Annotated in this window: 9 protein-coding genes; 3 read left to right on the top strand and 6 right to left on the bottom strand. The window is 46.1% G+C overall.

The features are described 5' to 3' along the window. Nucleotides 1-41 precede the first annotated feature (41 nt). Nucleotides 42-854: a hypothetical protein gene (locus tag ABDW33_RS21235; protein WP_343692108.1), complete on the top strand. Its 813-nt coding sequence runs from the start codon at nt 42-44 to the stop codon at nt 852-854. A 21-nt stretch (nt 855-875) separates the two neighbouring features. Beyond that, the gene (locus ABDW33_RS21230; protein WP_343692107.1) at nt 876-1,760 is read left to right on the top strand and encodes a hypothetical protein; all 885 of its coding nucleotides are present in this window, start codon (nt 876-878) and stop codon (nt 1,758-1,760) included. A gap of 36 nt (nt 1,761-1,796) precedes the next feature. Here ABDW33_RS21230 and ABDW33_RS21225 read toward each other — a convergent pair whose 3' ends face one another. From ABDW33_RS21225 to ABDW33_RS21200, 6 genes are all read right to left on the bottom strand, one after another. Continuing rightward, the gene (locus tag ABDW33_RS21225; protein WP_343692106.1) at nt 1,797-4,262 is read right to left on the bottom strand and encodes a TonB-dependent receptor; all 2,466 of its coding nucleotides are present in this window, start codon (nt 4,260-4,262) and stop codon (nt 1,797-1,799) included. A 79-nt stretch (nt 4,263-4,341) separates the two neighbouring features. Then, a complete protein-coding gene (locus ABDW33_RS21220) occupies nt 4,342-5,151 on the bottom strand; it encodes a helix-turn-helix transcriptional regulator (RefSeq protein ID WP_343692105.1) in 810 nt (269 codons plus the stop codon). Nucleotides 5,152-5,417: 266 nt separating this feature from the next. Beyond that, the gene (locus tag ABDW33_RS21215; RefSeq protein ID WP_343692104.1) at nt 5,418-5,774 is read right to left on the bottom strand and encodes a DUF805 domain-containing protein; all 357 of its coding nucleotides are present in this window, start codon (nt 5,772-5,774) and stop codon (nt 5,418-5,420) included. Nucleotides 5,775-5,850: 76 nt separating this feature from the next. Next, complete coding sequence (locus tag ABDW33_RS21210; protein WP_343692103.1) at nt 5,851-6,711, bottom strand: bestrophin family ion channel; 861 nt, start codon at nt 6,709-6,711, stop codon at nt 5,851-5,853. Between the two features lie 106 nt (nt 6,712-6,817). Beyond that, entirely contained in the window at nt 6,818-8,020 is a 1,203-nt protein-coding gene (locus tag ABDW33_RS21205; protein WP_343692102.1) for an efflux RND transporter periplasmic adaptor subunit, read from the bottom strand. Nucleotides 8,021-8,032: 12 nt separating this feature from the next. Further along, on the bottom strand, nt 8,033-12,379 hold the full coding sequence (locus tag ABDW33_RS21200) for a CusA/CzcA family heavy metal efflux RND transporter (protein WP_343692101.1): 4,347 nt from the start codon (nt 12,377-12,379) through the stop codon (nt 8,033-8,035). Between the two features lie 709 nt (nt 12,380-13,088). Here ABDW33_RS21200 and ABDW33_RS21195 point away from each other — a divergent pair. Beyond that, complete coding sequence (locus tag ABDW33_RS21195) at nt 13,089-13,991, top strand: helix-turn-helix transcriptional regulator (RefSeq protein WP_343692100.1); 903 nt, start codon at nt 13,089-13,091, stop codon at nt 13,989-13,991. Nucleotides 13,992-14,041: the final 50 nt, after the last annotated feature.

The raw sequence follows: 14,041 nt of genomic DNA, 5'->3' as shown, positions 1-14,041 counted from the left end.
CTGGTAACTTTGTATCCTGATTAACGCAAAAAAACAGGAACATGATGAATCAGTTGCCAGCAGCCACTACCTGCCTTGTCAGGGAAAGAAAAGGAGTAAAGATCCATACCCTGGTATCTCCCGGTGCATTCTTTGCCAATGCCACGCATATTATCGAACTGCCGGATCAGCTGATCCTGGTAGACGGCCAGTTTTTTGCCCGGTACGGTCATGAATTCAGGGTATTCGCTGATAGCCTTCAAAAGCCTGTTACCCGGTTTTATGTAACACATGACCACCCCGATCATTACCTGGGTATGGGAGATGCTTTCCAGGATGTGAAAGTATATGCGTTGCCTGAAATCATGGCCGCTTTACAACAATCCGGGCCGCGCGAACTGGCAGAAAAACAGCAACAGATGGGGCAGCTGGTGCCCGGAAAATTGGCATTACCAACAGAAGCAGTTCAGGTTGGAGAAGAAGTGATCAGTGGAACAAAGTTCATTTTCGAACGTATTCCGGACACCGAATCCCCTGTTACGCTTAATATTAAATTACCTGAACTGGGTATTGCCATCGTCCAGGATATTCTTTACCATAATACTCATGCATTTGTTACAGGGCCTACTGCAAACTGGGAAGCTGCCCTGAAGCAGATCAGAGACGACCCGGACTATGATCTGCTTCTGCCTGGACATGGTATGCCTGCTACTAAGGCCGATATAGACAATGCCTTGAATTACCTTGAGACGGTAAACGGAATTTTAGCAAAACAACCGACACCAGAGAACTATAAAAAGGCAATTCTACAGGCATTCCCATCTTACGCAGGTGAAAAGCTGATAGATATCTATATACCTAAACTGTTCAAATAACCACTCAAATAATATCTATATATGAAGAAGGTCATTTATGTACTGGGTGCATTCCTGGTAAGTACAACTATTGCTGTCGCACAGACACTGCCTAAAGCCAAAGTGATCCTGGCCACACAGACGAAGAATATGAAAATCTATACCGTTGTGGCGCCACCTGAAATGTTCTCGAATACAACGCATGTGATAGAATTACCGCATGAGCTCATCGTAGTAGACGGCCAGTTTTTTGCACCTTATGCTCAGCAGGTAAAGGAATTAACCGATAGCCTGAAAAAGCCGGTCGCCAGGTTCTATATATCCCATGATCACCCGGATCATTATATAGGCTTTGGGGATGCATTTCCGGATGTGCAGGTGTATGCCCTGCCTGAAACGAAAGCGAATATTGAAAAACAGGGATTAACTACCCTGCAGCAAAGACAGCAGCAGTTTGGCGGTATCATTGCTAAATCATTACATGTGCCTGAGCACACGGTATCTGCAGGGAAGGAGGTGATAGACGGGGTGACCTTTATTTTCGAAGAGTCATTGAATAATGAAGCGGCAGCATCACTGATCATTAAAATACCAGCTGCCAAAACTTATATCGCGCAGGATATCGTCTACAATAAAACGCACCTGTTTATATCCGGGAATACAGATGGATGGCGGAAGGCTTTGAAAAAGATCCAGGCAGAAAAGGAATATACCCTGATCCTTCCCGGCCATGGAGAACCTGCTGGCCGTTCGGTCTTAAAAGCGGATCTCGACTACCTGGATGTTGTTGATAAAACACTGGCAGACACGAGAACAAAGGAAGCGTATAAATCAAAGATACTGGCGGCATATCCTGACTATGGAGGTGTGCACCTGATAGATATTTACCTGGCGTATTACCTTAAAAACAATTGGGAGACAAAGTAACGAATAAGGGCAGTTGTAATGACTGCCTTTTTCGGTTTAAAACTCCCTTTCACCGGTTTCACTCACAGGTAGTTTTAGCTTACCTGCAAAGCGATTCAGCGTGAAACTTACATTGATCATCAACACGTCGGTCTCCGATATATAATTTGTTGTCGTGAAGAATGCCGGACCGTAAGTTGTAATTCGTTGTTTATTTGCGCCCAGTATACCCATGTTCATATTTTGCCACAACAGGGAGACTTTTATTTTACCCTTCATGATACTTTTCCTCACAGTGGTGTTCGGTACAAAGAAAGATCCATCCTGTCCCTGTGCTGTGGGGCGCCTGTAGAGGTAGTTGGCGCTAAACTGCACATTCCAGGTTTTGTCTAGCTGGAAACTGGCATTCCCGTTTATGGAATACGCCCATTTATTGTTGGAGACAGTGACTGGTTCATCCAGGATCTTAATATTCCCATATACGTGATAGTTATAAATATTCGCTCCCAGGTAGAGTGTGCACCATGTAACGGGTGTCACATTCAGCCCTGTCTCCACACCGAATAGTTTAGCCGTGCCGGCATTTGTATACACCCGGTTCAGGATAGTATCTGCATACACGCTATTCAGGCGTTGAATGGGATTTTGAATATGCTGGTAATACAAAGTACCAAATAAAGTGCCTTTGCTAAAAGCATAGTTGGCACCAACTTCTACCAGGTCCACGAATTCCGGGAGTAGATCCGGATCACCTTCCTCCAGCGTTTCAGAATGTTCCCGTTCAGGAATCGGGTTGAGTTCCAGGTTACTGGTGCGCTGTACGCGTCTGCTATATCCTGCTTTACCACTCCAGGAACCTGAAAAATGGTATAGGATATTTGCGGATGGAAAAAGGTTGGATAGATTAAGTATATGTGGATGAATATCATATGACAAATGCACGGCCCTTTCTGCATATTCGTAACGGAGCCCGGCATTGTATTCGAGTGCCCGGCTTTTGCCCGCGTATTGACTGTAGGCGGAGTAGATCTTATTGACGGCATGTATAGTGCCTTTGAATTGATCGATATCGGGCTGAGAGGTAGCTGGAGTTACAATGTAATCAAAAGTGCCATCCTGCGTGTCATAGCGGTACTGTAAACCACTCTCGAGTTTGCCTGTGCCGATTGGTGTACTGAGGTCCAGCTTTGCCCGGAATGCACTGATGGGACGACGGTAAGGATTGTTTACAAACTGGATGGTATCTTTTGTATTGGGATACTGCAGGTTGCGATTGAGGGTGCCGCCGTGCAGGTTATCGTGCTCATATTGTACACTGGCAGACAGGGTAGATTTGTTGGAAAAGGTATGCGTAAAATCGAGGTTACCCAGATTGAAAGAACCTTCTTTTCGCTGGAGGTTTGAGTTGAAGTAAGTGGCGCTGTGTACGAGGGCGCCGGTTGTAAGATCTGAAGTAGTGTTGTGGTATAGCAGGTCAGCCAATCGTGACTGGTATCGCCTGCCTGTATAAAAGCCGGCGGAAATCGTATTGTTCGAATCGGGGGTGAAGCTGAACGATGCCCGCCCTGCATAGTTATAACGATCAAAGCTGCGTTCGCCGTTTGAAGGGAACCGGGTGATGGTATTATTGTCAAAGTTCTTTGTATATACATCGCCTTCCCGGTATCCCTCGTTGTCATTGCGGGTATAATTTGCTCCGGCGGAAATATCCCATTTCCCCTTTTTAAATGCCATAGCCATGTCGCCTCCAAAGCGCCGGGGTTTTTCCTGGTTGCCATAGTCGGTCGTGGAGGGAAGTCCTCCCTGCGCGTTGATGGTCAGGGAGAGATGATCAGCTGTACCTTTTTTGGTGATGATATTGATAATGCCGCTTCTGCCATCCGGATCGTATTTGGCAGAGGGAGCGGTAATGAGTTCTACACGATCAATGGCGTTGGCAGGTAGCTGGGTCAGTACGGTTTGCACGTCGGCCAGTACCGGCTTACCATTTAACAGAACCATGAATCCCATTGCTCCCCGCATGGAAATCTCTCCCTGGGAGTTAACAGTCACCGAAGGTAAGTTCTTGATGACATCAATAGCAGATCCTCCCCGGGCCGCCTCAAATTGTGCCGCATTGTACTGTTGCTTATCAATTTTATTGAGATTTTTAGACGCCTGACCTGAAATACCTATTTCCTGCAGCATACTGCTCATCGGAGCGATATGGATAACGCCTGTATTCAGTCCCGCGTCGGTTATTACCAGGTTACTGATAACTTTAGTTTCGTACCCGAGAAAGGTGATTTTTAAGTCATACCTGCCGGGTACGATTTTTTTTATCTCAAATTTGCCATTGGCATCAGACACACTTCCTGCTACCAGCGCAGAATCAACCGTTCTGAACAGGGCCGCGCTGGCGTATTCAACAGGCAGCTGGCTTTTAGCATCCAGTATCCTGCCTTTGACAGAAAGGATTTGCGCGTTTGTAGAAGAAAGACCAAAGAGACAGATGAGAAGGAGAACCGGGCGAATAAGTTTCATACAAAAGTGGCTATCGAAAGCCAAAAGTAATTTGACCGGTTGGGTTTCGCATGGTGCCTAAGCATGATTCTATGGTATCTTATTGTTGCCTGCTGAACGCCAGTTCGCGGTATTGCCCTGGAGTGAGGTTCGTGTAGAGCTTGAAAAACTTTACAAAGTTCGAAGCATCGGAAAAGTCGAGGGCGTCTGTTATTTCTTTAATAGAAAGATGGGTATTGGACAACAGCGTTTTTGCCTCCAGTACGATGCGCTCGTTCAGCAACATACCAGGTGTTTTGCCCGAAGCGGTTTTGCAGATAGATGTAAGCTGGGCCGGGGGAAGATGGAGCATTTTAGCATAGACCTGTATCTTCTTTATCTTCAGGAAATGCTCATTGACAAGCGCTTTAAACTGGTAATATACAGGACTGAATAACTGATGCCCTGGTGCCGGCGTTGCCATTTCTTCATTCATCTTTAGCAGGATCAGTTGTAGATAGGTATTTAAAACTCCCTGGGATGCAGGGATACGGTAATCCTGACAAAACTGTTTAGCAAGCTCGAACAGGGAAGGACTGTTGCTAAGCGAGATGGTGGTTGGCAGATGGTAAACAATATCCAGGCATTCCCGGGTCAATAGTTCTTCCCGGAAGAGAATTACGAAACCGATAGGGATGCATGAAAAGTTCCAGCAATGTGTTTGTCCGGGCTTCAGGAAATATGCAGTAGGAGGGGATACGTCATACTGATGGTCATCTATCTGGTGATAACCACCCCCTTGTTCCAGTAAAATCAACTCATAGTAGTTGGCATGCTTGTGGGGAACCGTCGGTTTGATCACCTCCTTGAAAGGACTGATCTTGAGTTGCTGGTCAGCCGGGATCTTTGATTTTACTGGGATGGCGCTCATGATTTTACGAAGATACAAAGTACATTGATCTGTAACAGGTATAAAAAGAAATGCAGCAACAATAAAACTATGACCGCAGCATTGAATAGAACGGTATCTCAGCATTTAAAATGCCTGTATCAGGAACTATATAGATAATTATAAAAACTAAACGGCTTGAGCCCAGTGCAATACCGAACTCAAGCCGCGTAACTAATTTATAACCCGCCTAACTATAGGGGTGCACTTCAGAAATGATACAGGTTTTTCTGATATATTGAAGACCATTATTCCGGTTTTTCCCCGATTGACTGGATCTCCGATTCAAGTGACCTTTTGTTCATTTCACCACTTCTGAGCGGCGGAAAGCCATATTCATTCATTTCAGGATCTCCCTGCTGAAAAATCAGGATAAGGGAATAAAAAGGAATGATTTGCCAGAAACCATTCTTACCTACATCATGGCATCGCTTACAACCCTGTGCCAGCATCACCCAGATGGCGGGAAGGATTATCAGGAAGAGAAAAGGCGCGGTTTCCCCCAGCACCTGAACTAAAATCATTAATACCCAATACATAAGCGCTGTAAGTCCGTACTCCAGTCTGCGGATACGGCCCTCAAAAGAGAACGGGTTTTTAAACATTCACAAAAGTTTAAGGATAACAGGTTGAGATTATACAGTCTAAAGATATGAAATATCTTTTTAATTTCATGCCGATCTATAGCACATAGTAGGTGTCACTCGCCGGTGGCAGACTCACTGTCTCCCCGATCATTCCTTTCAGGCTTTTTTCTATGCCTTGTGCAATGGCTGTTACAGAAGTATCTACAGGCCTGTTCTCAAACGGGTCCTGCATGAGGATGGACGTTTTTTCAATGGCAATAAAGATAACGGGGATGATAATAGTCAACCCGATCTCCATCAGGGGACTTTCATCCGGAATCCCAAAGGGTAGCAATGTTGCAAATACGTAAATAATAAAATGAATCAGCATGCTATACGATCGTGGGAAAACAGTATTCTTGATTCGTTCGCATTTTCCCATGGCGTCGCAAAGTCGCATGATTGTACTATCAAGTTGTACCTGCTGGTAAGCATTGACCCCCGCAGTTTTTATGGCCTTACTGTGTTCGGACAACAATAAATTGGCGGCCTGATCCGGGTTGATGTCATGATAGGCCAGGTAATTATTGACACGCTCACTGAAAGGTAACTTTCTCAGGTACTCCCCCATAGCAAAACACCAGATTATTTGCCGCTCAATGGCCTCTTTAACTACCTGGTCATTGTTGCTGAACGCCTGGAGCTGGCGGATCAGCGTGCGGGAATCATTCACTATACTGCCCCATATCTGCCTTGCTTCCCACCACCTGTCGTAGGATTGCCCGGTTCTGAATGCCAATAGCAGGGACAGGCTTGTACCAAGTGATAGTGTCACAGCCAGGGGAACGGAGAACGATTTGAAGAACGAATATATATCTGCAATGCCGACCAGGATCGCGTACAGGACGATGGCAATGAGGTCCGGCAGGATGATATTGATAAAATATAAAATGGAGATTCTTTTGTTTAATAACATACATGGATGATTTAAATAGGGATAACAAATTTCTCTCCAATTCCGTTCACTGTAACAGGAGCCTGTATCGAAAGAAAGATGCAGGCTCCTGGTTTTTGGTTACCTGTTATTCCTCTTCTTCACTGTTCTTTAATTTAGACAACAGGTCATAAGTCCCTTGTAGCACAATTTTCCCATTCAGGTCTTTATTGGCTGGTAATTCCACCTGGATAAACCCGGAATCGGATTCCCCTGCGCTTACTTCCTGCATATCAAAATAATAGGTTGCACTGTCATTTTGTTCAGCGATCACTTTCCCCTTATCTCCATGATCCGGTGCCGCAGCAGCAATAAATATGTATTTCTTACCACTGTAACTCACTACTGCATTTTCCGGCAACGTCAGCGTTTCTTTTTGCCCTATTTCAATCTTTGCAGTCAGGTAGGTGCCCGGTACAAAGGCATTACTACCTCCTGTAGCGATAGCATGCACGGTAATCGTTTTATCCTGTTTGATCTCACGGCCTATCAGCTGAATTACTGCATGTCTTTCCGTGCTATCACCAGCGAGTTTGAAACGTACCTGTTGGCCCGCTTTCAGTAACGCCGCATCTTTCTCAAATACATTCAATTCCACATGCAGCTCAGCACCATTCACGATCTCAAACATCACGTCATTCGGATTTACAAATTTGCCACTATTTACATTCACCTTGGTGACATAGCCACTAATAGGTGCGTAAATATTAATACGACTACGAATGTTTGCCGCTGTCAGGGAAGCCGGATTGATATTAATTAGCTGCAGGCGCTGCCTTAAGGCACTTTCCCGGGCTTGTGCTACCTGGTACTGGTTCTTTGCCTGCTGCAGTGTTTTGCGGGAATTTACGTTTTGACTGGCCAGTGTTTGTTGCCTTTCATATTCGGCTTCATTCAGCTCCAGCAGACTTCTGCTCTCCAGGTAGTCCTGTTGCAGCTGCACATAATCCTGGTTCTCCAGCGTAGCAATTACCTGGCCTTTGGTGACATTACTCCCCTGCAGCAAAGGTGTAGAGACAATGATCCCCCCCATCTGGGTGGTCACACTCTGAAGATTCTGCGGAGGTACATCTATGTAGCCGTTTACCTTGAGGAGTCCGCTCACCGGCTTCATTTCTGCAGAACCCAGTTTAATTCCAATGGCTTCATACTGCGCGTGAGAGATCTCTACTATGTTCTCACCTGCTGGTTTATTTGCTTCTCCAGCTTCCGCTGTTTTATCAGTTTTAGTTCCGCCACATGCACACAGGAAAAATGCCGCAGCTATAATGAAAGGATGGTTCTTTTTCATACATTAATGTTGTTATATACCAGCCAGGTATTTGATTCGGTAAACGGATTGGTTGTATTGATTAATGGCCTGCAGGTAACCCAGACGGATATCGGAGGATGTCTTCAGACTTTGCATCAGCTCTATATATCCGATTTCTCCATTCTGAAATGCCAGTTGGGATTGTTTTAGGATCAGCATCGCATTGGGCAGGGCACTTTCTTCATAATAATGTATACTGCGCGCGTTCTTTTGCAGCTCCTGGTACGCCTGGCTAAATTCACCTTTCAGGTTGGCCCTGAATAGCTCCAGTTGGCTTTCTGCCGCCTGTTTCTCTATCTTTGCCGCTTTGATCTTTGCGGCATAAGGCTTGTAAAAGAGCGGGATAGCGATACCAGCCTGCACTCCCTGAAACCGCTTGCCCCCACCAAAATAGACGTCCTGACCATTTACGTTCTGCATGCCAATGATCGACTGGTTAAAATATCCGATCGTAAAATCTGGTGCCGACAGTGAACGCTCCAGCCGGATGTTTTTGTCTGCAATCTCAATCTGCTGTTGCTGCTGTGCAATAACAGGATTGACGGCAGATAAGCTATCCGCATGCCTGAACTCTTCAGGTTTAAAATCCTGCTTCACCAATGTAATCGTGTCGTCTGTATTCAACAGGCGTTTTAATGCGGCTGTATATGCCCGGATGTCTGCCTGGTTCTTTTCCATCTGATTGCGGATCTCATTATATTGCGTTTGTGCAGTGGTAGATTCCAGCAGGGTAGTTTCACCTGTCTGATATCGCAGTTCACTTGCCTTCCGGAAATTGCCAAAAATGGAATCCTGCTGCTCATATAATACCTGTAGTGCATAAAAATAGCTAAGCTGTGTATACGTACTCCGGACATCGTAGGTGAGATCATTTTTGCTGACCGCAAGGCCTCGTTTAGCTCCTTCTATTCTGGCGTCGGATAATTGCCCCTTGTTTTTAAACACGCCCGGATAAGGAATGCCCTGCGATATAGTGATATTATTATCCCTGTTATTGCTGTTAAACTGTCCGTACTGGAAGTCTACATTGGTCTTACCCATATTCACTGTTGTGCCTTTCAATGCCTGTTGCCTGTTTACTTCCAGACCCGCATACCTGATGCCGGCGTTATTACGAAGCGCCAGTTCAACAGCATCCTGCATAGTGAGCGGTCGTTGATCCTGGCTGATGGCAGGCAACGACAGCAGTAAAACAATTGGTAAAATCAGGGCTTTTTTATTGAAGCCTTTCCAGTTTTCGATAATGATGTATAACACCGGGAGTACGATCAGCGTCAATATCGTGGAAGTGACCAGCCCACCAATAACCACCGTTGCCAATGGTTTCTGCACTTCCGCACCGGCAGCGGTAGATATTGCCATCGGCAGAAACCCGAGGGAAGCAACTGTAGCGGTCATTAATACCGGCCTTAATCTTACTTCTGTTCCTTTTAGTACCACTTCAGCCAGGGAGTATGTATGTTCCTTTCGGAGACGGTTGAATTCGGTGATGAGGACAATGCCATTCAATACTGCCACACCAAACAGCGCGATGAATCCCACACCAGCAGAAATACTAAAAGGCATGCCCCGCAGCAGTAAAGCAAATACGCCGCCAATGGCAGCCATGGGGATCGCACTGAATATGAGCAGGGAGTGCTTCACCGATCCAAACGTGAAATATAAAAGGAGCAGGATGAGTGCCAGTGCAATGGGAACAGCGACAGACAGACGTGAACCCGCTGCCTGCAGGTTCTCAAACTGACCGCCATAGGTGATATAATAACCGGTAGGTAATTTAATCTGCTGATCGATCTTTTGCTGTATTTCATGGACTACACTTTGAATGTCTCTGCCCCTTACATTCAGGCCCACGATAATCCTGCGCTTGGTATCCTCACGTTGTATCTGGTTGGGCCCCGGTTCAAAAGTGATATCTGCCAGCTGGTCCAGCGGTAACTGGATACCCGACGGTGCGGTGACGTAAATGTTCTTTACATCTGAAATATCCTGGCGGTGTTGCTCATTGAACCTGACCACCATGTCATACCGTTGCTCTCCTTCATACACCAGCCCCGCGGATTGTCCTGCAAAAGCCGCCGTTACAGCCTGGTTTACCCGCTCCACATTTAATCCATATTGTGCAATCCTGTCCCTGTTTATCCTGACGATGATCTGAGGCAAACCTTCCACCTGTTCCAGGTATAAGTCTTTCGCACCGCTCACCGTGCCTGCAATCCTGCCGATCTTCCTGGATAATGTTGTCAGTACATCCAGGTCATCGCCAAAGATCTTGATGCCTATGTCCTGCCGCACACCTGAGATCAACTCGTTGGAACGAAGTTGTATGGGTTGCGAAAAACCGAACGTTACACCCGGTACCAGCTTTAGCGCATCACTCATGTTCTCCGCCAGTTCTTCCCTGTTCTTTGCAGATACCCATTGATCTTTGTCTTTCAATACAATCGTCAGGTCACAGCTTTCCATAGGCATCGGGTCGGTAGGTATTTCTGCTGCCCCGATCTTGCCGATCACTTCTTTTACCTCCGGGAATTTTTTTACCAGTATCGCAGATGCCTGGTTCACTTTGTCAATGGTTTGTGAGAGTGAACTCCCGGTAAGTAAACGGGTCTCAACTGCAAAATCACCTTCCTCCAGGTTGGGAATGAATTCCCCGCCCATGCGGGTGAATACAAATACGCTGACCAGGAGCATGCCGACGGCAATACAGACCACCAGCAACTTTTTGTTGATGGCAGCCTTTATAATGGGGGCATACGCCTTGTGGATATGTGACATCATGCGATCCGGGAAATTGGCGGCATGAGCGGTCTGCCTGTTCATAAACAGGGCTGATACCATCGGCACATAGGTAAGAGACAAAATAAACGCGCCCAGGATCGCAAAAGAGACGGTTGCTGCCATGGGACGGAACATCTTGCCCTCAATGCCTGTCAATGCCAGAATAGGCAGGTATACGATCAGGATGATGATCTCCCCAAAGGCTGCGGCAGAACGGATTTTAACAGCAGACGCATATACCTCTTCATCCATTTCCTGCTGGTTGAGCCGTCCGGCATTCCGCATCCCCAAATGATGCATGGTCGCCTCCACAATGATCACCGCGCCGTCTACAATCAGTCCGAAGTCAATGGCACCAAGGCTCATCAGGTTACCCGATACCCCAAATAAATTCATCATCGCAATGGCAAACAGCATAGCTAAAGGAATCACTGATGCCACCACCAGTCCTGCACGCAGGTTACCCAGGAATAACACCAGTACAAAGATGACGATCAGTGCACCTTCTATCAGGTTTTTCGCCACTGTTCCGATAGCCCGGTCTACCAATGCACTTCTGTCCAGGAAAGGCTCTATTATTACCCCATCCGGTAGCGTTTTCGAAATCCTCGTAATCCTTGCCTTTACCTCTTTTACCACCTGGTTGGCATTTGCGCCCTTCAGCATCATTACAATCCCCCCTACAGCCTCTCCGTTCATCTCTGTTGTAGCGCGGGTCAATGCGCCATAACGAATAGAATTTCCGATCTGTACGGTAGCGACGTCCCTGATTAAAACCGGTAATCCTGCAGCCGTATTATTAATGACAATCTTATTAATATCGTCGATGCTCCCTACCAGTCCTTCCGTCCGGATAAAGTAAGCATTTGGTTTCTTATCGATATAGGCGCCCCCTGCATTCCGGTTGTTGACCTCCAGTGCATCGAATACATCTGTAATGCTCAGGTTATAACTCCTGAGTTTTTCAGGGTCCAGGCCTATCTCATATTGCTTTAATAATCCTCCGAAACTATTTACTTCGGCAATCCCCGGTGTGCCCAGCAACTGCCGTCGTACGATCCAATCCTGGATGGTGCGGAGTTCCCTCGCACCGTATTTCTTTTCATACCCCGGCCGGGCAGAAATTACGTACTGGTATATTTCACCGAGACCAGTAGAGATAGGAGATATCTCTGGATTACCCAGGTTCCCCGGAATACTGTTCTTTGCCTCAGCGAGCTTTTCATTTACCTGCTGACGCGCCCAGTAAATATCTACATCATCATGAAATACAATCGTTACCACAGAGAGGCCAAACCTGGAAATAGAACGAACCTCTTCCAGTTGCGGGATGGTAGACATTACCTGCTCTACAGGGAATGTAATGAGCCTTTCTACTTCCTGCGCCGCCAGGGAAGGGGAGGAGGTAATCACCTGCACCTGGTTGTTTGTAATATCCGGCACCGCATCAATAGGTAGCTTTTTCAGGGAATAGATCCCCCATATGATCAATCCAAGCGTAAATAACCCGATGATCAGTTTATTTTCTATCGAAAACTTAATAATCTTATTTAGCATACTGCTCTGGTAGAAGTAACAGGCAATGCGCATATACTACTTGTGCCTGCCTACGGGCATGCATAAGTGTAGCATAGCAAATCATTGCACCAATAAATTGAATTGGAAAATACCCGGTATGGGCTGTTAAAATTTATGCTGTCATCCGGGGAGGTTGCCAAATGCTCATTGAAACACCACGATATTCCGCGGGTGTATATTCAAAATAAACAGGAGATAATATTTGCAGCTTAATTGCAAAATGAGTAGCTAATTGTATAATGGATGGGGTTGCACAGCAACTGCATGTGCAAAGCGGGCCACATAGATCTGAACCTGCCTCCTTCTTACTTTCATTCTGTGCATGTTCTGCATGAACGGCGATATTGGGCAGCAAACTATCCGAACAGGGCCAGAAGGCCTGCGTCAGGATGATGAAAGTAAATATGAATGAAGCCCATTTCATGCGGCAAATATAAATATATCTGTTAGTTTAACTGCATGTAATAAAAAAAATATGGTTAACCCCGGCCACGGATCCAAAGCGTCCTGTTTGTTTTTTACCGCAGACTGTTTGATCCGGACAATTTTTCAACTGGCGACAGCCGTAACTTTATGTCGTACATTTGGCCTACGCCACAGACATTGCCCGTTTTTGTCTTTTTACTGAAGGAAGCATTCCGGACAAATCTTCAGCGCTGGTCGTGTCGCGGCTTCATTCACTTAAACGATGGAAAAGACAGAGTCACTTGAAGAATTTTACCGGGACAAAATGGGCATCCTGCCCAGCGAAATTTTCCGTAAAACCGGGCATTTCAACGTGTTTACCATGGAGGACTACACCGGACCAATGGCACCTTACCCCATGCCCTATAGCCGTAAGGACTACTATAAAATTGCCCTGATCAGAGGGGCACATCTGGTTGAATACGCCGACAATAGTTACACGGTGCACCGAAACATGCTCATGTTTGCCAATCCGCAGATTCCGTACAACTGGACACCGCAAAATACACAGCCGGTGGGCGCGTTTTGTGTGTTCACGGAAGATTACATGAAAGGCTTTGGAAACATCACAGATTATCCGTTATACCAGCCGGGAGGCACCCCTATTCTGGACATCACGGATGAAGAGGCAACACAGATCATGGAACGCTTTAACGCCATGTTTACGGAAATATCTTCAGACTACATCTATAAGTATGACGTGTTGCGTAGCCAGGTGTTTGAAATGATTCATGCCGGTCTCAAATTAAGTCCTGCGATAACCGTGAATGAAGGTATAAGTTCAAATGCCGGTATACGTATTGCATCATTGTTCAATGAACTCCTGGAACGCCAGTTCCCCATAGAGTCTGCCATGCAACAGGTTCGCCTGAAGACAGCGGCTGCATTTGCTAACCAACTCAATGTGCACATTAATCACCTGAACAGGGTACTGAAAGAAGCCACTGGTAAAACCACTACCCAGCTAATTGCAGCACGATTAGCAGCGGAAGCCCGCGTACTATTAAAACATACAAACTGGAATATATCGGAAATTGCCTGGTGTATTGGGTTTGAAGATACCTCTAACTTCGTCAGGTTCTTTAAAAAGCACGGGGCCATTACTCCCAATCAGTTCAGGTCTTAATAGTTTGATTTGTACCATTTTTCGTTTGAATCGGCCTTTTCCTGTGATCC

Source organism: Chitinophaga sp. (assembly GCF_039596155.1).
In the GTDB taxonomy this organism is placed as follows: domain Bacteria; phylum Bacteroidota; class Bacteroidia; order Chitinophagales; family Chitinophagaceae; genus Chitinophaga.
This window is presented reverse-complemented; position numbering and strand designations above follow the sequence as displayed.

Coding starts and splice junctions, on each gene's coding strand:
- ABDW33_RS21230 (WP_343692107.1), top strand. CDS start 876: ATGAAGAAGGTCATTTATGTACTGGGTGCATTCCTGGTAAGTACAACT.
- ABDW33_RS21220 (WP_343692105.1), bottom strand. CDS start 5,151: ATGAGCGCCATCCCAGTAAAATCAAAGATCCCGGCTGACCAGCAACTC.
- ABDW33_RS21225 (WP_343692106.1), bottom strand. CDS start 4,262: ATGAAACTTATTCGCCCGGTTCTCCTTCTCATCTGTCTCTTTGGTCTT.
- ABDW33_RS21215 (WP_343692104.1), bottom strand. CDS start 5,774: ATGTTTAAAAACCCGTTCTCTTTTGAGGGCCGTATCCGCAGACTGGAG.
- ABDW33_RS21210 (WP_343692103.1), bottom strand. CDS start 6,711: ATGTTATTAAACAAAAGAATCTCCATTTTATATTTTATCAATATCATC.
- ABDW33_RS21205 (WP_343692102.1), bottom strand. CDS start 8,020: ATGAAAAAGAACCATCCTTTCATTATAGCTGCGGCATTTTTCCTGTGT.
- ABDW33_RS21195 (WP_343692100.1), top strand. CDS start 13,089: ATGGAAAAGACAGAGTCACTTGAAGAATTTTACCGGGACAAAATGGGC.
- ABDW33_RS21200 (WP_343692101.1), bottom strand. CDS start 12,379: ATGCTAAATAAGATTATTAAGTTTTCGATAGAAAATAAACTGATCATC.
- ABDW33_RS21235 (WP_343692108.1), top strand. CDS start 42: ATGATGAATCAGTTGCCAGCAGCCACTACCTGCCTTGTCAGGGAAAGA.